The sequence below is a fragment of the Halostagnicola larsenii XH-48 genome, from assembly GCF_000517625.1.
Classification (GTDB): domain Archaea; phylum Halobacteriota; class Halobacteria; order Halobacteriales; family Natrialbaceae; genus Halostagnicola; species Halostagnicola larsenii.
In genome coordinates this window covers 100,791-121,704 of the sequence record NZ_CP007058.1, presented here as the reverse complement: position 1 = coordinate 121,704, position 20,914 = coordinate 100,791, and the positions used below count along the sequence as shown (strand labels likewise).

The following is a 20,914-nucleotide window of genomic DNA, read 5'->3' as shown; positions in this document are numbered from 1 at the left end:
GTTCGAACTCGAGCATCGAGTCGGCGTCTCACTCGAGTTCTTTGACGATTTCCGCGGGATTTCCCTGCACCACGACGTTCGCTGGAACGTCGTCGGTGACGACCGACCCCGATCCGATTACCGCACCGTCTCCAACGGTTACGCCGGGATTGAGCACCGCTCGCCCACCGATCCAGACTTCGTCGCCGATAGTGACCGGCTTCGTGTACTCCGGCCCTTTCACGCGCTCGGCGGCCTCGAGCGGATGAGTCGCGGTGTAGATATGGACTCCCGGAGCGAGCATGCAGTCGTCCCCGATTTCGACCCGGCCGGCGTCCAAGATGACGCACTCGAAATTCGTATAGAACCCGTCGCCGACGTGGATGTTATAGCCGTAGTCACATCGAAACGGCGGCTCGAGGTACACGTCGTCCCCGACCGAGCCGAACAGGTCGTCCGCGAGTTCTGTGCGCCGGGGTTCGTCGGAGACCGGAATTTGATTGAACCGTTCGGTCAGATCACGCGCGGCCTGGCGGTCGGCGACCAGTTCCGGATCCTCAGGATCGTACAGCTCTCCTGCGACCATCTTTTCACGTTCGGTTGGCATTGGTTGACGAGTTCACGCCATACTGATACGGGTTCTGTTGTACAGTCACCGGCGGGAGACCTCGACGGACCGTTCGCATGTTTTGACAGTATTGAGAACAAACGGAAAGGCAGGATGCACAGGCAAGCCCAACAGCTACGTCGAAAATAGAGAAAAATGTAGTATGGTTAGACTTTCGACCGTCGTAATCGTTCTCGCTATCGTCTTCGCGATCGGACTGATTCCGATCCCAATTATCCCCGGCGTCGGGCTGCTCGTCGGCCTCTCGGGGATCATCCTCGGGATCATCCTCCGAGTGCTGGGCCACTGACGGGCACGGTATCACCTCGGAGCGAATTTCGAGGGTGCAACCCCGCTATTCTTAGACCGGCTTCAGACTTCCAACGGATAGGTAGCGATTAGCTAAACTCTCGAGTGTCTTGGACGACCAATTCCTTCAGGCCGAGGAGGACCTCCCGAAGCACGGGAGCGCCGTCGTAGAGCCACAACAGCGCGGCGAACATGGCCAACCCGAGCTGTAAGAGGAGATACTGGGACGGGGAGCCCGAGAAGAGTTCGTAGGTATACGAGCCTAGCAGCGAGAAAAACTGTTCGGTGAACGCAACGCTCTGGTCGTGGGTGCCAACCGATACGACCGGCCAAAAGGCGATTTCGGGCACGAAATAGCCACCTCTAACGAGCCTGTCGATGACGTCCGCTGGCAGGTGCAAGAGGTAGACGAGGCCGAATGCGACGCCAACATGTGTCCGATCGTATGACCGAGCGATGAGCCCAACAGCAACCGTGAGCGGAACGATGAAGAAAATCGAGTGACCGAGCGCGTACCCCGACTCGAAGACGCCGAACTGCCAGGACAGCGGCTTGTCGATGAGGTCCGGAAGGACCGAGGCGAACACGACCGCGAAGGCCTCGAGTCCGCCCGGTGGCGCTCGGTAGTACACGTGACAGAACAGCGAGTAGACGACGTATCCAACGATCGCGTGCTCCCACGGCCACATATCAGCGGCTCACCGGCTGAATTGTAGCGGGAGTTGTTGCGAGCGAGCGCCGTCGTACTACGACAGTTCCCGACGCTGAGGAGGAACCCATTATTCGGATTGAGGGTCCTGTCGGCTAAAAGATTTCCGAGACAGAAGGAACGTCCCGTCTCGAAGAGGTTCGACCCCGCGGTCGCGAACGCCGAACAGACTGTCTCTTCGATAGTCCGAAACGGCCAAACGACTCGGCCGCATCTCTCTTCCTATGAAGTTCGCGCCCGGCGCCTGGAAGTACGCGATCTGGCCGCTCGTGGTCGCACCGTTTGCGGTTCTGATCAGCGTCACCGCGAGCGTCGTCTCGCTCGCGCTCGGAGTCGCGACGCTCGCGTTCTTTCGCGACCCCGATCGAACGCCACCGGTGTCGGGAACCGTCGCCCCCGCCGACGGAAACGTCTCCGTTCTCCGAACGGAAGGCGACCGGGCTCGCCTCGGGATTTTCATGAACGTCTGGCACGTCCACGTCGTTCGGGCTCCGTTCGATGCCCGGGTGGTCGACGTCGAACACATCGACGGCGCAAATAGACCCGCCTTCTCCAAAGACTCCGATCGGAACGAGCGGGTTCACGTGACGCTCGAGCTAGAGGATCCAGCAGCCGTCGTCCCCGACTGGCAAACGCCTGTAGAAGACGCGTCGAAAGACGAATCAGACGACGAACCGACGACAGCCCCCACGGCGACCGTCACCTTCGTCGCCGGCGCGTTCGCCAGACGGATTCATCCGTACGTCGAAGCGGGCGATCGGCTCGAGCGCGGACAGCGGATCGGACACATCGCCTTCGGCAGTCGCGTCGACGTTCTGTTCCCCGCGGGCGTTTCGGGGGACGACATCGCAATCGAGCCAGGGCAATCGACGACGGCGGGAGAGACCGTCATACTGAACTCGCCGAACGACGCTGGTGAGATCGGGTCGATCGGAGCCATCGGAGAAAAATAGGTCAAGCAGTCGGCCGTACTCGCCGGTCTGAGTACTTTCAGAACGTGCTATTGTTCAGCTATTGCTCGCCCTCGAGCGCGCCCTTTGCCGCCTCGAGATGCGAGCGCTCGATGACGACATCGCCCGCCCGTTCGTTGGCTTCCTCGGGCCCGTATTCCGTGGCTACCTCCCGGATGGCCTTCATCGAGGCGTCGCGAACGAGCGCCTCGAGGTCCGCGCCCGTGTACCCCTCGAATTCGTCCGCGAAGGCGTTGATGTCCACGTCGTCGGCGAAGGGCTTGCCGCGGGTGTGAACCTCGAGGATCTTCCGTCGCGCCTCGAGGTCGGGTTCGGGAACGAGCACGTGCGTGTCGAGTCGGCCCGGCCGGAGCAACGCGGGGTCGATGAAGTCCCGGCGGTTGGTCGCCGCGAGGACGACGAGGTTCGGATTCTCGCTCATCCCGTCGAGTTCCGTCAGCAGTTGTGAGACGACGCGTTCGGTCACCTCGTGGCTCTCGCCTCGAGTGCCCGCGATGGCGTCGATTTCGTCGAAGAAGACGATAGAGGGTGCGGCCTGGCGGGCGCGTTCGAATACCTTGCGGATGGCCTTCTCCGACTCGCCGACGTACCGGTCGACGATTTCGGGGCCGTCGACGCGAACGAAGTTCACGTCGGTTTCGCCTGCGAGCGCACGAGCAAGGAGGGTTTTCCCAGTCCCGGGCGGACCATAAAGGAGGACGCCCGACGGCGGATTCGTGTTCGTCTCCTCGAACAGCCTGTCGTATGTCAACGGCCACTCGACCGACTCGCGCAGCGTTCGCTTTGCGTCTTCGAGTCCGCCGACATCGGTGAAGTCCGTCGTCGGGGATTCGGCGACGTACTCGCGCATCGCGGAGGGTTCGACGGAGGCCAGCGCCGCGTCGAAGTGAGCTTTGGTCACCTTCGGGTCCTGATTCCAGGCCGTGCGACCGTCGGTGTCGGTCGGCCTCCCTCGAATGGCCGCCATGGCTGCCTCGCTGGCTACCGCGTCTAGATCCGCCCCCACGAAGCCGTGTGTTCGAGCCGCGATTTTGTCGATGCGAACGTCGTCGGAAAGCGGCATGCCGCGGGTGTGAACCTGCAGGATTTCCTTTCGCCCCTCCTCGTCGGGAACGCCGATCTGAATTTCGCGATCGAAGCGCCCGCCGCGTCTGAGCGCCGGATCGATCGAATCCACGCGGTTCGTCGCCCCGATGACGATCACCTCGCCGCGGGCGTCGAGGCCGTCCATCAGCGTCAGCAACTGGCCTACGATCCTGTTTTCGGCGTCCCCGTCGTCGTCTCGCGTGCCCGCGATCGAGTCGATTTCGTCGAAGAAGATGATCGTCGGCGAGTTCTCGCGAGCGGCCTCGAACGTCTCCCGAAGCTGCTCTTCGGATTCGCCCTTGTACTTCGACATGATCTCCGGGCCCGAAACGGTCTCGAAGTTGGCGTCGACCTCGTTGGCGACCGCTCGAGCGATCAGCGTCTTACCCGTCCCTGGCGGCCCGTAGAGCAAGACGCCAGAGGGCGGCTCGACGCCCAGTCGCTGAAAGAGGTCCGGCTCCGAGAGCGGGAGTTCGATCATCTCGCGGACCAGCTCGAGCTCCTCGTCGAGGCCGCCGATATCCTCGTAGGTTACCCCCGATGATGTCTCCGGTTCGGGGTCGCGCTCGCCGGCCGGTTCGGACGAGGACGGTGGATTATCAGCGGACCCGCTTGCCGTCGGGTCCGCCTGGGTGACGTTGATCGACGTCGAACTCGTGATACGAACGTCACCGTCGGGGTCCGTATCCAGCACGGTAAAGGGCTCGGGTGCGACGCCCTCGATTCGGATCTGTTCGCCGGCTCTGATCGGGCGGTTTCGAAGCTTCTGGGTCGCGACCCGCTCTGCCAACTGCGACTCTGCCTCGGTGAGTTCCGACGGCGCGCCGAGGGTTACGCGCTCGGCCTGTCTGATCGCGGCGGTGTCTTTCGCTCGAACGGCCACCGTATCGCCGACGTGAACGCCCGCGTTGGCTCGCGTGTCGCCGTCGATCTGGATGACGGTTTCTGGAATCGACGGATCGGCCGGCCACATCTTGGCGATCGTCGTCTTCTCGCCGTCGATCACGACGGTGTCGCCGCTCAGCACACCGAGTTTCCGCCGGGCTATCTCCGGGATTCGGGCCACACCGCGTCCCGCATCGCGTTTCTCGGCGGCCCGAACGGTCAGGGTTACCTGCACGGAATCCGACTCACTCATACTCCATCGTTTCAGCCGTACGGTCTTGAGAATTGTCCCGCGGGATTTCGAAGGTACGTCTGTGCCAGCGAGCGACCCTGCCGGAGAAACGCCTTTGGGCGTTCTTCCCAATAGACGAAGCATGGTCGTCGAGACAGAGCGCGACAACGCCACGTGGTACGAGTGTGAAACCTGCGGGCTGCTCTTTACCGACGAGAGCGAGGCGGTCGACCACGAAACCCAGTGCGACGGGGACGATCCGTCCTACATCCAGTGACGCTCGTCCGTGGCGCTCTCAGTGTGCGCTCCGACTGTCCGTCAGCGGCTTCCCAGATTCCCTTCCGTCCGCCTTCGGGCACTCATTCGAGCCGTTCCCGATGTTCGCCAGCCAATTCCTGGGCCTGCGCTCGAGTCTGCGTCGCCGTCCACCGAACGCGATCCCCGTCGCCGTAGGCGAGCGCCGTTTTGAGTTCGTCGCGAAGGATTCCGGTGCCGATCTGAGTCACCGCTCCGTCCGCGTCACCGAGTTCGTAGACGCCCGGTCGATCCGGAACCCGGCCGATGGTTTTTCGATTCAGATCGTGCCACTGCTTTTGCAGCGGCATCACGCACCACCGTCGGCGAGCAGACGATCCCTTGCTACGAGCATCACGCCTCACCCGCGACGAGTTCGTAGGCGTGTTCGCTCATCTCGTCCTCGGCGAAGACGAACACGCGGCCGTCGACCATCGCCGGCTCAGCCTCGACGCGGATCGAGTACGCTTCTGTCGAGACCCGAACGCCGGGGAACAGCTCTTCCTCGTCGGTTCCCTCAAGCATGACACGACCGACGCCGGTCGTTTCGAGGATGTCGTCGTGCGTGTTCCGGTCGTTGACGTAGGTCATCACGCCCTCGATGCCGTCCGGATCGGTGACGAGGACGTGAACCTCCTTTCCCGGCGGCGTCGTTATCGACTTCTCGACCGCCTTCGGCGGCCCGTGATAGAACGCCTCGCGCCCGTCGAGGTAGTGAACGACGATGCCGCCATCGACCAGGTCGACCTCGAGCGTACTGGGGGCGACGTTGCTTCGCATGCTCATAGTCAGACTGACGCGATGGACTCGCAAAAACGAACCGCTCTCGAAGCCCGCGATTCGACGCGGAATCTCTCGAGGACCGTGCCATCGACCGCTCCGGCCAAAACGGCGTCGACCGCCAGCGGTAAATACCCGCTCTGAATGGTGGTAGATATGGACGGCCGTGCTGTCTCCCCCGCCGCAGGAACGGTGCTGAACGCGCTCGCGACCGGAACCGGTTCAGCCTTCGCTATCGACCTCGAGACGACAGCGACGGTCGATCTGACCAACGACGGCGAAATCGAAGCTTCGATCGCCGACCAACCCGATGCGGACACGACGCTCATCGAGTACTGCGCCGAAATGACCCTCGAGCGCTACGCCGAGGACGCCGGACTCGACGCCGAAACGGTCGGGGCACGCGTTCGCACCGAGAGCGAGATTCCGATGGCTGCCGGACTCAAAAGCTCGAGTGCCGCGGCTAACGCGACGGTGATCGCGACGCTCGACGCCCTCGAGATCGACGACGCGGTCGAACGCGTCGACGCCTGTCGGCTCGGCGTACAGGCCGCTCGAGAGGCCGGCGTGACCGCGACCGGCGCGTTCGACGATGCCAGCGCGAGCATGCTCGGCGGCGTGACGATCACCGACAATACGACCGACGAACTACTCGCTCACGAGAGCGTCGACTGGCACGCGCTGGTCTACACGCCGCCGGAACAGGCGTTCAGCGCCGACGCGGATATCTCCGATTGCGAACGAATCGCGCCGATGGCGGATCTCGTCGCCGAACTCGCGCTCGAGGGGCGCTACGGCGAGGCGATGACCGTCAACGGCTTCGCCTTCTGTGGCGCGCTCGGGTTTTCCACCGATCCGATGCTCGACGTGTTGCCCGCAGTCGAGGGCGTCTCACTGTCCGGAACCGGCTCGAGCTTCGTTGCGATCGGCGATCGGGCGCAACTCGAGGGGGTTCGCGAACGCTGGGATCGCCGAGATGGATCGACGCGGTTGCTACGGACACGAACCGACGGAACACGAACACAATGACTCAGGACTCACCAAAAGACGGGGAGAATCGAAAGCCGGAGGAGATGGATCTCGACGAGCTTCGCGAGGAGATCCGGACGATTGACCAGGAACTGGTCGAACTCATCGCCCAGCGAACGTACGTCGCGGACACCATCGCCGCGGTCAAAGACGAACGGGACCTGCCGACGACCGACGAGAAACAGGAAGAACAGGTCATGGAACGAGCCGGGGAAAACGCAGCGCAGTTCGACCTCGACCCGAACCTCGTCAAGGCGACGTTTCGGATGTTGATCGAACTGAACAAGGTCCATCAGCGCGAGAATCGGTAACAGCTACAGCGGGAGATGCCTACTCGTAGCGATCCGCGTCTACGTTACCTGGCTCCTTTTCGCAGAAACACGAACGCCACTGAATTCTAGAACGAGAGTAGACTGTGGAACCCGCAATTACCGCAGTACTAGTACGACCGTACTTCGAGGTCATCGAAACGGTTGAAATGTTTGGTATTTCTGGTGATGATTGGCTCATCGTTCAGCAGGGCAGTAGCGGCGATAATACAGTCTTCCCGCTCGATTCGCTCGCCGTCGTTGAGTAGCCCACCGGAGAGTTTACCGGCTTTCCGCATTACCGTTTGGTCGGCGGTTATGACGTGCTTCGTTTCAAGTACGTCGAGAATACGCTCTCGTTTCGTTTCCGGTGTCTGTGAACGGGCGACGCCCTCGTAAAGTTCGAGTATCGTCACAGCGGACACTCTTTGTGGTCGTGACTCCTTTTCGAGGATCTCGAGAAGGCGTTTCGCATTTTCGTCTCCGCGCAATAAATCGATAATGAACGACGTATCCTGAATCATTCCGGCTTCTCGTCGTCAACAGCTTCGTCTAGCGCTGCTGTGAGGCGGTTACTCCGTTCTGTGGACCGAGCGCGTCCGTCCTCGATAGCGCTCTCGAGGTCCGTCGCTTCCTCCTCGGAGAGGATGCCCGTAACTTCGTTCCACGACCGTTCTCCCGCGAGGCGTTTGACGGTTTCACTGAAGCTTTCCCCTTCGTTCTTCCGAGCCTTCAGGCGCTCGTACGCTTCTTCGTCGAGTGAAATCGTTTTCGTCGCCATCGTAGTACACAGTACTACATGCACACATAAAAACTCCTGCGCCGTTGCTATGCTCGTCGTATCCCACGACCGGGTTCACAGAGAGCGTTCCGTCGACAGTTGTTCCATCGCTCAGTATCGAGAGCAGGAACGAAACCTGTGACCCATCGAACAGCAATAGCGGAGCGTAATTCATTCCGCGCTATCTCTGATCACCATCACTTTCACTCGCCGCACACCGTCGAAGTCGCGGAGTCGATAAGTCAACTCCCGAACTTGCTCGGCTGACCCCCGACAGAACAGCGACTCGAGACACCATTCGCCGTGGTGTGTGTGACTCGTATTGAGGATCACGTCCTGATACCTGTGCTGAACGGCGTGAAGCTCTCGAATTACCTCGTGGTGACGATAATCGAAGGCGACGAGCGCGACGACGTCACCGCTCGTCTCCTCGAGGCGCGAGTGTGATTCGATATACTCGAGCATCGCTTCTCTGACCGCCCGCGACCTGTTTTCGAGTTCCTGTTCTTGCCACACCTGGTCAAACTCTTCGACGACTTCATCGGGGATACTGAAGCTCGTTCGCATATAGGCGAACTCGTTCCGCTTTCATAAGGTCCCCTAGTATTACGATTCCCCCGGTACGGTAGTAACAACCGTTATCCGCACGATCGGCCGATATGCATCTCAAGGGATGTTACACGGTGAATCGCTCGGCCTTCTCCTCGGGGCGGTCGCACTCGGTGCCGTTCACGGTATCGAGCCGGGCCACGGATGGCCCGTTGCCGCGTCGTACGCCCTCGATCAGACGAACAAGTGGGTGTACGGGTTCGCCGCGAGTTTCATCATCGGCGTCGGCCATCTCGTGAGTAGTATCGCGATGGTCGGCGTGTTCTTCTACGCGAAGGACTACTTCAACCTCACACAGGTCAACGAGCCGATTACGATAGCCGGTGGCATCCAAATCGGCGGGCCAGTCAGTCTCGTGGCCGGTGTCCTGCTGATAGCGCTTGGCATCCGTGAGTACTTCCACGGACATGCTCACGGCGGTCACGATGATGACCACGACTCCGGTCACGCCAACCACGGAGACTCGCATGACCACGAACACCACTCGAGAGAGCACCGACACGATTCGGACACGCAACACAGCGAGGCGAACGAAGAGGGCCGTTCACGTGATACCTCCCGCGACAATTCGCACGACCACGATGACAATGGCGTACTTTCGCGTCTGAAAGGGTTCGTTCCGTTCGTCGGTGGGCACTCACATTCACACGGTGATCCCGATGAAGCCGCCGACCGGGGGCTCCTCGGTATCGCGTGGTTCGCGTTCGTCCTCGGGTTTGCCCACGAGGAGGAGTTCGAGATCATCGCGCTCTGTGCCGGGTCGAATCACTGCCTCGAGCTGATGAGTGCGTACGCCCTCACCGTCATCCTGGGTATCGTTAGTCTGACGATGCTGTTGATCGCGGGCTACCAGCACTCCGAGGAGAAAGTCGAGCGGTACACACCGTACCTCCCGGCGTTCTCCGCTGTCGTCCTCATCATTATGGGGGTTGGGTTCGTCATCGGACTCTTCTGAACCCGTCGTACGTCCCATCTCTGCTGAGTTTTACAGGCGGTGCAAGGCGAATGCCACGGGGTCGTCCGAAAGACGAAGTCTTTCGGGATGACGAGACGCCTTTGGCGTCTCGAACCACTTGACCCCGAGGCAGTTCACCAGCGGGTAGTGCTCGGTTGTCGAAGTTCCTATTCTGTGACCCCTCAACCATGCGATGACGCACTAGCTCACCCAACTCATCCATTCTGTCGTTCCGTTTTCGAATAACGCTTGCTGCAATTGGTAAAGGACGACGAAGTTCCCGACTGCAAGCACGAGCGCCGCCGAAGCAATTACCAAGGAGAGGTCGTCCGTCTGGAGGAGGAATTGCCCCATCACCAGTAAGGGGAAACTCAAGAGTTGGATAACTTGTCCAATCCCGAGGATGTATCCAGTCGTTTTCGGGACCTCCGACTCCTGTTGTCGCATCATACAGCACTGAATCGGCAGATTGTGTTAAATATCTTTGGTGTTCGGAGAGAGAAGAGAGGGGAGAGTCCGATATTTTCCAGGTGGATTTTACTTCTGTAAGGTCATAGAACTCGGCAATACAGTATCCCAAACTGTTCTTGACGTCCCTTCCTCGACGAACCGGGGAGGAAGCGATCGATACCTCACTCAGCAGATCGGCCGTCAAAATGCTGGCGATCTACGGTCTCTTCCCACTGATAAGAGAGTCGATGGTAGTCAGTAAACTCAGCGCTCGTTTCGGAAGTCTTAGACTTTTCACCCGACCGTCGGCAATTTGGTCGATGGAGAAATGGGAGGGCTAATTCCCAGTATTCCCGTCGGGCCCTAGTGCCCGAGTACCGGATCGCATCCCTCGATACGCGAGGATAGCGCCCACGACGAAGACGATCGTTGCGAGATAGATCGGGCCGAGGTGGGTCATCCAACTGTGTGTGAAGAGATCCATATAGTGCATTGGCAGCGCGAGCGCCAGGCCGACCACGGCAACCACGACCGCTGTCGCCCACGCCCACAGCTGACCGCCTCGAACGCCGTACCACGCCAGCGCCGCGATAGCAATTCCGGTGGTGATGATGAACGCCGCGGTAGCGACGTGCAGGTGGTTGATGTAGTGCATGATCGCCGGATCGACCGCATTGAGATCCGCCGGGGTAACCCCGTTCAAGGTCGCGACGCCGAGTTCGAAACCGGAGCCGAAGAACGTTCTCGCGAGGAAAACCACCCCGTAGCCGACGAAGGCGATGCCCGCGAGCGCCATCAGCACCGATCCCGTTCGTCCGCCGCGCCCGAGTTCGTACTCAGTTTCGTGCTGTTCAACGGTTGTTCGATCAACGCTCATGAGTTCGTGTTCCTTCTTCGTAGTCCGTTCTGTCGTTTTTGCGTCGGTTCAAACCTCGACTTCGTTTACGTGTTGTTCGTCGATTTCCTCGAGGGTGTAGTCTTTTCCGTGTTGTTCTCGGACGTGATCGCGCGTGATCTCAAGGAGCCGCTCCTTGTCGCTTTCCTCGGTCCGCATGAGGAAAAGACAGCCCGAGACCTCGGTGTCGCACGCTACTTGTAACGCTGTCATCTGTTCTTCTGCCAGGGTGTCGTCTGCCATTGTCAGTCAGCCTCCAAGTGGAGGTACAGTGAGGGTGATAATGTAGGCATCTAGTGGGTTTCGTGCAACCAGTGCCATTCGTGCAGACCATGCAAATCGGTAGCCGACGACAATGAGAGGGCGCCGAAATCAGAAACTGCGAGGGGGATCACCTACTGTGCCATCGTGGTCCTGCTCAGTCCTCGGACTGCTCGAGCGTCAATGGCCGAGCCTCATCGCGATAGGCCACGAACGTCGACTCCGCCCAGTCTCGTGCGACGGGGTCGTCCGTATCGATTACCGCTCGTACCATCCCGCTGTCCGGGTCATAGCAGCTAATGGCGATTCGGTCGTCGAAGAGACTGACACCGTAGGACGGCAGATCGTCGTGTAGCTCGACGGTAAAATTCTGCCGCTCGAGGACCGTCGAACAGTGGTCTCGGTACGTCGAGAGGATGTATTCGGCAACGCTCGGCGGGTCGATGATTGCCGTCTGCATCCCGCTTATAACCTGCTGACGAAGCTCGTCCTTACAGGGCTCGAGCAGGGCGATATCGGTGCCGACGAAGCGAAACTGCTCCGTTTCCCGGAGCAACGACAGAAATCGGTTGACTGGTGCGTATGGAGTGTCGGATTCGGCAACCGTCACTGTCGCATCGGCGACCATCTCGACGGTAAACCCACTTGCCTCGCTCGGAAACCATGGCCAGACATCGCGAAGCGTTCGCTCGGTCTCGAGTCGATTGATCAGGTCTCGCATCCCCGCGGCAACGAACGCGCCCAACTGTGTTGCTTCGTATTGATTACCACTTCTACTGATCCAGTTCCGTTCTTCGAACGCCCGTAACGTCCGGCTAACCGTCGAGGACGAGGCTTCAGTTGCGGCTCGGAGATCGCCTCGAGTCGCTGCGTTCTCGGTCAGTGTATCGAGCACGGTGACTCGGTGTTCCGACCGCGCGAGGAACTCGATGTCCTCGAGCGGTGTGCTGGCGGAAGTAAATAACATGGTAACAGTACGCATGCCAGTGGCATAGCTGTTCGTCCTCGTACGATGTCTCCTGAATGTACCCGTCAGAAGAGTATCCCCTATAACGGCGTATACTCGATCGTGAAACCTGGAAACTGCTACATCCAATCTTCAGACGCGGACGAATGGTGGCTCGAGAGGGTCCTCGAGAAATGTCCTCCTTCGTGACCGACGACGACCGATAAGGGAGACCCGCAGGTGATGGGACCGAGCATCCGACTGAAACCAGAGACGAACTGCGCTGTTCTTCGAGAGCCTCTCGAACGCTCTATTGAGACCACTGTCTGGAATTTGTGGTCCCGTTCGACCACACAGAATTCTTCGAAGTACTCTTCGGGGAATTCAGAGAGGGTGTAAGTCGACGCCTAATTCGGGATGAGGAGGCTTTTGGTGTCCACAGCTGTTCCTCATCATTCCTTCTATATCCTGCTGCCGTCACGTGGTTTTTCGCATAGCTGAAGACAGATATCGATGAAAACCACAGCTAGTTCCGCTACTAAACTATTTCTGCGTATCCTCTACTGGTAATTCATCTTCCCAAATACGGTAGGAAATTCATAATTTTCTATTAGCTATCATAAATGAATCTGAATATCACACTACAGATCATACGAAATAGCAGCGATTTTCATGAGCCGTAAGATCCAATTGACACGTCGCGAATTCAAGCGGTGGGTAGCCCGTATCTGTGCAGGCGGACTTGCAAGTGTAGGTTTGATCGTACCCAATAGCCGTTCGGCCCTCGCATTGAGTGAGGTTGAGTGGGCTGTTAACGATGCAGCCATTACGAGCGATAATGGAGAGATATCTGAACTCACGTTTGGCGATGCTGAGCATGAAGATGCTGATGAGATTCGCGTGACCTATGAGGGGGTGAATAGGCTGCCTGCGGACATTACGTTTGAAATCCGGCTTAAAGGGACGGCTGACGGAGCTGGGAGTTGGAGTGGCGGTGCTGACGAAACCGATTGGGAGGTGCTGGCGACCGGTAGTACCGCGGTCAACCAAGCCTCCAGCGAAGCGGTGTATTCGTGGGAAGAATTATTCGGTGACCCACGGCCAGTTGATGTGACAGACCATTCCGAGATCGAACTCGAGGACTTCGAGGCACCCACAGGCGGCACGACAACAGAACAAGTGCTGGCTGTCGAAATCGAGGGGATGATCCCCGAAGCGGATATTTCTGCTACTGCAACGGCTACCGCAACGATTAGCGTGACGAACCCTAATTTGGTAGTACGGATTGGCTATCTGGAAGGGCAGTTCGCTGCCTCGACCGAAGCAGACGAGTTCTACTTCATGACCGATGGACAGGCGAGCCCCGAACCGGTCGATATCGACGTTGCTGCATATGATTCTGCGAGAGTAACAATCAACGGATCCGGTGGAGCGAGTTCCGATCGAGCAGGTGGAACAGGCGGTAGAATAAATGCTGCGGTAGATCTCTCTACGACTGAAACACTACGTGCCTGGGCTGGGCAGCGGCCCACTGGTCGAATTGGGGGATGGGGTGGATTCGATGGTGGAAACGGTGGTGGGAGGAGCGCTGGTGGGGGCGGGGGTTCCTCGCATCTATCTGTCGGAGTTTCCACTACTGAGAGTATTTTAACTGCCAGCGGTGGAGGGGGATCTGGTGATGGGGGCGGTCTTCTTACAGCGGGGTACGGTGGTGGAGGCGGTGCTCGAGGGGGTTCTGGCGGGTTCGGCTCATTCGCTGGGTCTCCCGGGCAAAGAGGCGAAGGTGCTGGTTCTGGCGGATCCGGTGGTCGTGCACCAGCAATCGGCATTGGAAATAGCGGTAACAATGGCGGCCAAACAGCGAACACTCAGCTAGTAGATCTCTCCGTCATTTCAACCCGAACAGGTGGTGGAAATACCGGTCATGCGGACATCGTTCTTGAACTGTCCACAGAAGAATGAGTGAGAACGAGAAGATGATCGCGAAAGATCCACAATATGTTCTTTCACGCGAATCGGCTTGTGGTTCGGTACGTCATTCGACGACTTCCTCGTCGGATTCAATCTCGAAGGTACCTTGACCACCGAACTCGATTGTGACGTCCTGGTTGTTAACGGTAATCGTCGCAGTTGTTGTTGCGGTGGCAGTTAGCTCATCCTCGTCCGGGACAACGACTTCAATTGTCACTTCAAGTTCTCGGACTGTTGTCGCGTTATTGGTATCCGCTTCGAAATCGCTGAGTGCAATCTCAGTATGCGCCGTGACATCAACTGGCTGTGGTTCGCCAAACACGTCGGTCCACGTGAAGGTCGCTGATCCATTCGTGCCGGTGAGTGTTTCTGAACCGGTTGCCAATGCTTCCGAAGCCGTCGTCTCGCCACCACCTGTCCAACTGCCACCATCTCCGCCGCTCGTACCCGCGATGAATATCGTGAAATCGGCCCCAGTCGTTCCTGCGTCGAATCCGCCCCATTCGACAACTAGCCCGTTATCCTCTTCATCGAGCGTCTCGCTGTCGTCGATTCCGTCAGGATCACCGAATGTTATCGAATCCACACTACCGTCTTGGGACGTGATTTCGGCTGAGTTCGCGATCCACTGGTCTGCACCGTCAACTGCGAGAGCTGGAGAACTTCCAAGCAAGAGATATCCCAAGCCGGCTCCACCACCGATAAGGACCGCTGCCCCTTTTCCGAGCCTGCGTCGTGTGAGTTTCGACTCGTTTTCTTCGGGTGGTTCAGCCACTGTTGACTCTTGATCTATATCAGTACCGTCTCCAGATGTCATGTTACTAACCCTCAAACCCAAACATAATGTAATGAAGGAGATTATATTTATAAGGTGTCATTTATAGCAGGTTGCTATTGCGTGAGAGATGCACTGATCGGGTGTGATTCGCCGTCGACAAGCCGCTCTGCGTTGGCGATCAAGAGCTCGTCGAGATGATTCTATGCAGTCTTCGGGAATTGTTGTGCGGACTCGACATCGGTGTCCGCCGAGACTGGCGTGTCTGTATAACCAAGAACCTCGCGGGTGCGCTCGAATGGAGCGGTCTCGGCCTCCTTCCCCTCACCGATCACCCCGTTAATCTCGGACTCGTCGAAAAACGGCAGCGAACCAAGCGGGATCAGGACGGGCTGTACACGTACTATCGGGCCACCGTGTTCGGTTCGGTGACGCTCACCGAGGGCGTCGACGAACTGATTCGCGGCGAATGCGAGTTCGAGTCGATGGACGATCGCTCGAGCGGATCGTAGCCTCTCGTCAGTATGCTCTTATGAACGGTAGCTAACAGATACAGATACAGATAGCGGATTTCACGACCTTCTTAATGGCCGAGCGTAAGACTAGACCGATGAGCATTCCCTCGTACATGATCGCCATCGCCGGCGGAACTGGGGCCGGCAAGACGACGGTCTCTCGAGAAATCGCCGACGCCGTCGGGGAAGCGGTGACGCGGATTCCGCTCGATAACTACTACAAGGACCTCTCCCATCTCGAGTACGAGGAACGAGAATCAGTCAACTACGACCATCCCTCCGCGTTCGAGTGGGAACTCCTGTGTGAACACCTCGATTCCCTCTCGATGGGACAGGCGGTCGAGATGCCCCAGTACGATTTCGGCGTGCACAATCGCAAGGACGAGACGGTGTCGGTCGAACCCACCGACGTGGTGATACTCGAGGGAATCCTCTCGCTGTACGACGAGCAGATCCTCGACATGCTCGATTTGCGCGTCTACGTGATGACCGATGCGGACGTTCGCATTCTCCGTCGGATCCAGCGCGACGTCATCGAACGCGGGCGCGACCTCGAGGGCGTCATCGACCAGTATCTCGGGACGGTCAAGCCGATGCACGAGCAGTTCGTCGCGCCGACGAAATCGGATGCGGACATCATCATCCCCGAGGGGGCAAACCGAGTCGCGGTGGATCTGCTCACCGAGAAAGTTCAGGCGGAACTCGAGGGGGATTCGGCAGACGGAACGGAACACGGCTCGTTCGACTCGCTCGAGGGCTCTCCGTCGGCGGTCGGGACCGAATCAGACCACCAGAAGTAGTGGTGTACAGGGGTCTCGCTGTCGAGACCAACATGGAGCAAACCTAATTACTGGATCAATAAGTGCGCGTGTAAGCAGGCATTTCGTTGCTAGGGGGAGCCGTTGTCAGCGCCGAAAAGATTACACGGCGTCTGTCACTCGATGCGATCGAACGGACACGGATACTCGACACTCACCCGGAGTAGTGAGTTGCTACTCGTGACCGTCATCAGTTTCTAAAAAATGATTGATACGCCGGGTGACGGAGAGGGTTGGTATGGTAGGGTTCGACCGACGGCGGTTTCTCGCGGCCACAGCGTCAGCAGCGGCGCTTTCGTCGATGACCGGGGCAGCGATGGCTCGCGATGGACAGAACGACACTGCAACCAGCAGAATCGAGTGGGAATACAACAGACCGCCGAGCAGCCTGTACGAGGACGTCCTGCGGACCGACGACGGCTATCTTCTGGTCGGCGGCACCGACGTACCTGACCAGTACGAAACACGGGGGCTCGCGACGAGCCTGTCCGCAGATGGCGACGAACGGTGGGAGCAAACGTACCAGTCGAACCCCCAGCGGGAGGCGCGAGGGATCGAACCCCAGACGGGGCCGATTCCCGAGGACTGGCTGACCCTGTCGTTCGAAACCGACGACGGCTATCTCCTGATCGGATGGACGTACTTCGACGGTCCTGCGGTCTACGTCACCCGAATTTATGACGTCGACGAGGACGGCACCGTTCGAAGCGAACAGTCGCTCGGCGATCTCGAGGATGCATCCGCGTTTAGCTACCTGACCGACGGCGTCGAAACCGCGGACGGATTTCTCTGCTGTGGCGCCGAGTCACCGGGCATCATGCTCGGAAGCGCCGGGTGGCTCGTAGAACTCGAGCGGGACGGCTCCGTTAACGGATATACGAGGTATCCCGCGACGGAACGCGACCTCGAGACGACGAGCAGAGCCGACGTGTTCAGAGCGATTACACGGGCACCGAACGGCTACGTCGTTGCAGGCTCGTACGAACCCGAGCCCAACGAGCCGGCGCGGGGGTGGATCGTCGGGCTGGACGAGGACCTGAACGAGCGCTGGGACGAGCGGTTCGCACTCGAGGAGGACGAACCGACGATCGTGTACGATATCGTGCCGAGCAACGTCGAGGGGTACGACTTCGTGGTTGTCGGAACGACTGGTGCCATCGATCGGTTCGGGCGCTCGATACTCACCGACCCCACCGCCGCGGGTGACGGGTTCGTCGCAGGATACACGGACGACGGCGAACGACAGTGGCTCGAGGTTCTCGACGGGCAGCCGCTGTTTTGTGCGCTGCGGACGCCGTCGGGCGTCGTCGCCGGTGGCGTGCGAGACGGAGCCGGCTGGGTCGGAACGGTCGATCGGACGGACTTCGAAGCCGATCAGCCGAGCGTCGTCAGCTCCCTCGCACGCGGTCCCGGAAACGAGGTGGTCGCTGCGGGAAGACGGATCGAAGGCGAACAGTCTGCGGCCTGGGCACGAACGGTCTCGATGGACCCAAGAAGTCAACCGAAAGACCCGTCGAACGGCGACGCGACCGAGTATCTCGATTGCCAGCGCGTACGCGTCGTCGGCGATTATACGGACGTTATCGTCCGCATCACGTTCGATCCCGGCGACGGCGAAGTCGGCACGATCATCGAACCCGTCGGTGCCGTCAATGGAAACAGACTTATCGACTCGGTAGCCGAGTTCAACCTCGACTTGAACGACGCCGTTCTGACGTCCGTCGAGTTGTTCACGTCCGACGAACCCGCGGTTCCAGGGCTCGGCGAGGAGCAAATCGCGAACCCGAATGTAGACGCGTGCTTCGACGACGTACTCGGTCACCTCGATCTCGACACCGGGGAACAGTGACGAGTTGCAGTATCGAAATCCGGTCGTCGGCAAACGCGTCAGACACATAGCTGACGGGCGTCATCGAAGGATCACCGAGATTTATATGACGGAACGTGGCAGCGAGTTGTATGACACGCGAAGAACTGATGAGCCTTCGAGTCGTCGAAAAAGTCGCGAATCGTGAAGGGGTCCCCTCCTCCGAGCTCTCCCCGCCGATTTACGACGTAATCGATACCGACGCGCTCGATTCGCTCTACGGTTCGACCCCCGACAGCAGAGTTCAGCCGACGCTCGAGTTCACCTACAAGGGATACTTCGTTCACATCGATTCGACGGGGCAAGTCCACGTCGATGAGGCGGGGACGGCCCTCGACCCGGACGCACACGGGCTGAGTTGCTGAGCGAGTTCGAAGACCCCCGCAACCCGACGAGCACAGTTTCGCTCCGTGTGGCTGTCGATTCACCTGATCGCCGCACGTTGCGACTCGAGGCACCGATTTGTTGACACCGGCCTGTCTTGTAGTCGCATTGATGCGGCTCAGCCGGCATCCGCCCTCGGAGTCCGAAGTACCACCTGAACGTCTCCGGCAACGGATCGTGCGGGCGATCACGCCTCCGTCGAGAGATTGGCGAGAACTCGGTCACCGAACGCGAGCACGAGCGCCGCACCGACCAGATCGAAAAAGAGGTCGAGAGCAGTGTCTTTCGGCCCATACGTGACGAGTATCGGCTCGACGCCGACGCGCCTGGCCACGACGTGAATAGCGTACTCGAGGAGTTCCCACAGCACTCCGAGGCAGGCGACGACCGCCACGACCCGTGGGCGCGGATCACGACCTCGCCGGCGGCTGATCGCGAAGACGATGCTGCCCAGGATCGTGGCCGAATGGGCGTGAGTCAGGTGATCCCACCACCAGACCTCGTCGTACGGACCGAGCATCCCGACGGCGTGGGTGATCATCGCCGTGTCGACGTACACGCGCTGCCACGGACGGAGTTCGACGTCGAACACCCATTCGACGAAATCAGGGAGGTGTGTGCCGATGGCGGCGACGACGGCGTTGACGACCGCGCCCGGATTCCGACGGCGGACGCCTGCGACGAACACCGACAGTAGCGCGTACCGGATCCCGCGTTCGATCTTGCGTGCGATCGATATCCCCATTATACAGCCGATACTGACTGTCGCAGATACATATCGATATCGGGACCACGCTCGTGGTATATATCGGTATCAGGATCACACAGGAGAGCGAATCACCATCATGGAACTCGATAGCTGGTGGTGTCCCGATTCAAACGCCTCATCTGCCGCCAGAGTTGGCGTCAGACCACGCAGTAGCGTTCGGGGAGATACGGGTGCAGCGGCGCCGGTGCCAGCCCTGCAAGTCGTTCGGCGACGGTCGCGAGGTGTTTTCGCAACAGAACGTAAACAGCAGAGACCGCAAGAAGTGCGACCGTGACGGCGGCGATGGATCCCTCGCCAAAAACGATGAGGGGGGCCGCAATGATCCCGGCAAGCGCAAGATCCTCGGGGGCGCCATCGTAGCGAATCCAGCGGCGGGGTCGGATCCAGCGACCGTGGTAATGACTGTAGACAGCCTGCTCGGAGCCCGCGAGCCACGGGCGCAACTCGAGGCCGCCGCCGACGGCGTCGGACAGGGCGTGGAGGGCCGCCGCCGCGAGTATGACGGCGAGGACGACGGTCGCCGTCGTCGGCACGAAAAGTGCGATCCCGGCCGTTGGGATCGCCGCGATCGACGCGTACACGGGATAGTGAAGCGTCTTCCGGTGACCCGCGTAGAGATCGAAGTCGGGTGCGAGTCCGCCGACGAGCCCCGCGACGAACGCGGCCGGGGCGAACTCCGGAGCGATTACGAGGACGGGAAGCGCGAGCGCCATCCCCACAAACGCGTGAGTCGTCGCCATCATTGTGACCTTCTATAGCGGACGAGATTGTATATATGTTTCTCGAGGCTGGATCTGTCGTCGAACGCGATAGTTCGACGAGGCGGATTCAGATGGGTGAGTGACAATACCCTCTCGAACTCGCCGCTTCGCTCGACGATTGACCCACCGGGCTAGAGACGACCGGATTCGATCCTCAAAGCGTTCACTTCTCCGCGCCCATCACCTTGGCGACGTGGGTGAACGTAACGAGGCCGATTCCACCGACGAAGTTCCCTGCAGTCGCGATGACGATCGTTTCGGCCAGCGCTCCGTAACCGATCGAAGCGTCGAAAAGAAGCCCGAAAAAGACGTGTATCGCGGTGACGATTACGTGGTCGAACGGCCCGAGGGCAAGCAGAAACCCGACGATGTAGGCCATTGTAATGCGGCTCCGGACGCTGTTGACGCCCTGTAGGAGAAACGACAGAAGACTCACGAGCGCACCGCCGATGATGGCGCTCGCGAACATCCCTCTCATCGGGCGGTGAATAATCTCTTCGGCGGTCCGCGAGAGCGCGTGTGCCGATCCGGACGGGAGGACGCCATCGACTGCAAAGACGAGCGCGAAGAGGAACCCGCCGACGAGGTTCCCGATGAGGGTGAGGACCCAGAGACGAACGAGCGAGCCGAGCAGCCACGACCCCTCCTGATCGACCGCCTTCGCGGCCGGATCGAAGAAGTTCTCGTTGAACAGTTCCGAACGGCCGACAACCAGGAAAACGACGCCGACCGCGAAAGTGAGCGCACCTGCGATGTGTGCGACGTCGCCAAACTGCGGTTCGACCAGCGCGTCTACGACCCCGAGCGAGGCGATACCGAAGACGATAGTGAACCCCGCGATGAAGCTGGTGGCCGTGGCCTCGAGCAGTGACTGGTCGAGCCGGCGTTGGCCTTCCGCGACTGCGCGGTCGAATATCTCTTCCGGATCTGGAGCGATTGACACGGTGGAGTTGTCACCTACTGGCGGG

The 20,914-nt window shown here is 59.6% G+C and carries 26 protein-coding genes and 1 pseudogene; 11 read left to right on the top strand and 16 right to left on the bottom strand.

Annotation, left to right across the window (positions count from 1 at the left end; genetic code table 11):
- Positions 1 to 28 precede the first annotated feature (28 nt).
- Entirely contained in the window at positions 29 to 586 is a 558-nt protein-coding gene (locus HALLA_RS18950) for a sugar O-acetyltransferase (protein ID WP_049955068.1), read from the bottom strand.
- 163 nt (positions 587 to 749) lie between these two features.
- Here HALLA_RS18950 and HALLA_RS21205 point away from each other — a divergent pair, with 163 nt between their 5' ends.
- On the top strand, positions 750 to 896 hold the full coding sequence (locus tag HALLA_RS21205; protein WP_169732166.1) for a hypothetical protein: 147 nt from the start codon (positions 750 to 752) through the stop codon (positions 894 to 896).
- Between the two features lie 88 nt (positions 897 to 984).
- Here the strand turns inward: HALLA_RS21205 and HALLA_RS18945 are convergent, their stop codons facing one another.
- Positions 985 to 1,584, bottom strand: coding sequence for a metal-dependent hydrolase (locus HALLA_RS18945; protein WP_049955067.1), 600 nt, complete (start codon positions 1,582 to 1,584; stop codon positions 985 to 987).
- A gap of 244 nt (positions 1,585 to 1,828) precedes the next feature.
- On the opposite strand from HALLA_RS18945, the gene HALLA_RS18940 reads away from it, so the two are divergent.
- Positions 1,829 to 2,557 carry a protein sorting system archaetidylserine decarboxylase gene (locus HALLA_RS18940; RefSeq protein WP_049955066.1) on the top strand — a complete coding sequence of 243 codons (729 nt, stop codon included), beginning with the start codon at positions 1,829 to 1,831 and terminating at the stop codon, positions 2,555 to 2,557.
- A 58-nt stretch (positions 2,558 to 2,615) separates the two neighbouring features.
- Here the strand turns inward: HALLA_RS18940 and HALLA_RS18935 are convergent, their stop codons facing one another.
- Positions 2,616 to 4,799 (bottom strand): CDC48 family AAA ATPase, encoded by a 2,184-nt coding sequence (locus tag HALLA_RS18935; protein WP_049955065.1) that lies wholly within the window; start codon positions 4,797 to 4,799, stop codon positions 2,616 to 2,618.
- A gap of 121 nt (positions 4,800 to 4,920) precedes the next feature.
- On the opposite strand from HALLA_RS18935, the gene HALLA_RS21690 reads away from it, so the two are divergent.
- The gene (locus HALLA_RS21690; protein WP_049955064.1) at positions 4,921 to 5,055 is read left to right on the top strand and encodes a DUF7128 family protein; all 135 of its coding nucleotides are present in this window, start codon (positions 4,921 to 4,923) and stop codon (positions 5,053 to 5,055) included.
- 82 nt (positions 5,056 to 5,137) lie between these two features.
- Here the strand turns inward: HALLA_RS21690 and HALLA_RS18925 are convergent, their stop codons facing one another.
- Positions 5,138 to 5,383 carry a DUF7508 domain-containing protein gene (locus HALLA_RS18925; RefSeq protein WP_049955063.1) on the bottom strand — a complete coding sequence of 82 codons (246 nt, stop codon included), beginning with the start codon at positions 5,381 to 5,383 and terminating at the stop codon, positions 5,138 to 5,140.
- A gap of 43 nt (positions 5,384 to 5,426) precedes the next feature.
- Complete coding sequence (locus tag HALLA_RS18920; RefSeq protein ID WP_049955062.1) at positions 5,427 to 5,858, bottom strand: DUF5796 family protein; 432 nt, start codon at positions 5,856 to 5,858, stop codon at positions 5,427 to 5,429.
- Positions 5,859 to 6,008: 150 nt separating this feature from the next.
- On the opposite strand from HALLA_RS18920, the gene HALLA_RS18915 reads away from it, so the two are divergent.
- On the top strand, positions 6,009 to 6,881 hold the full coding sequence (locus tag HALLA_RS18915) for a shikimate kinase (RefSeq protein WP_049955115.1): 873 nt from the start codon (positions 6,009 to 6,011) through the stop codon (positions 6,879 to 6,881).
- Positions 6,878 to 7,192: a chorismate mutase gene (locus HALLA_RS18910; protein WP_049955061.1), complete on the top strand. Its 315-nt coding sequence runs from the start codon at positions 6,878 to 6,880 to the stop codon at positions 7,190 to 7,192. The genes HALLA_RS18915 and HALLA_RS18910 overlap by 4 nt, the downstream gene beginning before the upstream one ends.
- 128 nt (positions 7,193 to 7,320) lie before the next feature.
- Here the strand turns inward: HALLA_RS18910 and HALLA_RS18905 are convergent, their stop codons facing one another.
- The 3 genes from HALLA_RS18905 to HALLA_RS18895 all read right to left on the bottom strand — a co-directional run bounded on the left by HALLA_RS18905 (position 7,321) and on the right by HALLA_RS18895 (position 8,537).
- On the bottom strand, positions 7,321 to 7,713 hold the full coding sequence (locus tag HALLA_RS18905; RefSeq protein ID WP_049955060.1) for a type II toxin-antitoxin system VapC family toxin: 393 nt from the start codon (positions 7,711 to 7,713) through the stop codon (positions 7,321 to 7,323).
- Positions 7,710 to 7,970 carry an antitoxin VapB family protein gene (locus tag HALLA_RS18900; protein ID WP_049955059.1) on the bottom strand — a complete coding sequence of 87 codons (261 nt, stop codon included), beginning with the start codon at positions 7,968 to 7,970 and terminating at the stop codon, positions 7,710 to 7,712. Before HALLA_RS18900 ends, HALLA_RS18905 begins: the two co-directional genes overlap by 4 nt.
- Positions 7,971 to 8,141: 171 nt before the next feature.
- Positions 8,142 to 8,537, bottom strand: coding sequence for a CopG family ribbon-helix-helix protein (locus HALLA_RS18895; RefSeq protein ID WP_049955058.1), 396 nt, complete (start codon positions 8,535 to 8,537; stop codon positions 8,142 to 8,144).
- Positions 8,538 to 8,643: 106 nt separating this feature from the next.
- Here HALLA_RS18895 and HALLA_RS18890 point away from each other — a divergent pair, with 106 nt between their 5' ends.
- Entirely contained in the window at positions 8,644 to 9,534 is an 891-nt protein-coding gene (locus HALLA_RS18890) for a hypothetical protein (protein WP_049955057.1), read from the top strand.
- A gap of 201 nt (positions 9,535 to 9,735) precedes the next feature.
- On the opposite strand, the gene HALLA_RS18885 is transcribed toward HALLA_RS18890, so the two are convergent.
- The 4 genes from HALLA_RS18885 to HALLA_RS18870 form a co-directional block, all read right to left on the bottom strand.
- Positions 9,736 to 9,984: a hypothetical protein gene (locus HALLA_RS18885; RefSeq protein WP_049955056.1), complete on the bottom strand. Its 249-nt coding sequence runs from the start codon at positions 9,982 to 9,984 to the stop codon at positions 9,736 to 9,738.
- 337 nt (positions 9,985 to 10,321) lie between these two features.
- Positions 10,322 to 10,861: a hypothetical protein gene (locus HALLA_RS18880; protein ID WP_049955055.1), complete on the bottom strand. Its 540-nt coding sequence runs from the start codon at positions 10,859 to 10,861 to the stop codon at positions 10,322 to 10,324.
- Between the two features lie 48 nt (positions 10,862 to 10,909).
- Positions 10,910 to 11,122, bottom strand: coding sequence for a hypothetical protein (locus HALLA_RS18875; RefSeq protein WP_049955054.1), 213 nt, complete (start codon positions 11,120 to 11,122; stop codon positions 10,910 to 10,912).
- A gap of 175 nt (positions 11,123 to 11,297) precedes the next feature.
- Positions 11,298 to 12,107, bottom strand: a complete 810-nt coding sequence (locus HALLA_RS18870; RefSeq protein WP_049955053.1) for a helix-turn-helix transcriptional regulator — start codon at positions 12,105 to 12,107, stop codon at positions 11,298 to 11,300.
- Between the two features lie 651 nt (positions 12,108 to 12,758).
- Between HALLA_RS18870 and HALLA_RS20820 the strand changes: the two genes are divergently transcribed.
- Positions 12,759 to 14,048: a hypothetical protein gene (locus HALLA_RS20820; protein ID WP_157231444.1), complete on the top strand. Its 1,290-nt coding sequence runs from the start codon at positions 12,759 to 12,761 to the stop codon at positions 14,046 to 14,048.
- Positions 14,049 to 14,121: 73 nt separating this feature from the next.
- On the opposite strand, the gene HALLA_RS18860 is transcribed toward HALLA_RS20820, so the two are convergent.
- Positions 14,122 to 14,874 (bottom strand): hypothetical protein, encoded by a 753-nt coding sequence (locus HALLA_RS18860; protein ID WP_157231443.1) that lies wholly within the window; start codon positions 14,872 to 14,874, stop codon positions 14,122 to 14,124.
- A 296-nt stretch (positions 14,875 to 15,170) separates the two neighbouring features.
- Here HALLA_RS18860 and HALLA_RS18855 point away from each other — a divergent pair.
- The 4 genes and pseudogenes from HALLA_RS18855 to HALLA_RS18840 form a co-directional block, all read left to right on the top strand.
- Positions 15,171 to 15,344, top strand: a pseudogene (locus HALLA_RS18855) (ArsR family transcriptional regulator); the annotation flags it as partial.
- A gap of 98 nt (positions 15,345 to 15,442) precedes the next feature.
- Complete coding sequence (udk, locus tag HALLA_RS18850) at positions 15,443 to 16,147, top strand: uridine kinase (RefSeq protein WP_049955050.1); 705 nt, start codon at positions 15,443 to 15,445, stop codon at positions 16,145 to 16,147.
- Positions 16,148 to 16,403: 256 nt separating this feature from the next.
- Positions 16,404 to 18,014 (top strand): hypothetical protein, encoded by a 1,611-nt coding sequence (locus HALLA_RS18845; protein WP_049955049.1) that lies wholly within the window; start codon positions 16,404 to 16,406, stop codon positions 18,012 to 18,014.
- 110 nt (positions 18,015 to 18,124) lie between these two features.
- Entirely contained in the window at positions 18,125 to 18,397 is a 273-nt protein-coding gene (locus HALLA_RS18840) for a HalOD1 output domain-containing protein (protein WP_049955048.1), read from the top strand.
- A gap of 206 nt (positions 18,398 to 18,603) precedes the next feature.
- Here the strand turns inward: HALLA_RS18840 and HALLA_RS18835 are convergent, their stop codons facing one another.
- From HALLA_RS18835 to HALLA_RS18825, 3 genes are all read right to left on the bottom strand, one after another.
- Entirely contained in the window at positions 18,604 to 19,161 is a 558-nt protein-coding gene (locus HALLA_RS18835) for a hypothetical protein (protein WP_049955047.1), read from the bottom strand.
- A gap of 161 nt (positions 19,162 to 19,322) precedes the next feature.
- A complete protein-coding gene (locus tag HALLA_RS18830) occupies positions 19,323 to 19,928 on the bottom strand; it encodes a hypothetical protein (protein WP_049955046.1) in 606 nt (201 codons plus the stop codon).
- A 181-nt stretch (positions 19,929 to 20,109) separates the two neighbouring features.
- Complete coding sequence (locus tag HALLA_RS18825) at positions 20,110 to 20,889, bottom strand: formate/nitrite transporter family protein (protein ID WP_049955045.1); 780 nt, start codon at positions 20,887 to 20,889, stop codon at positions 20,110 to 20,112.
- Positions 20,890 to 20,914 lie beyond the last annotated feature (25 nt).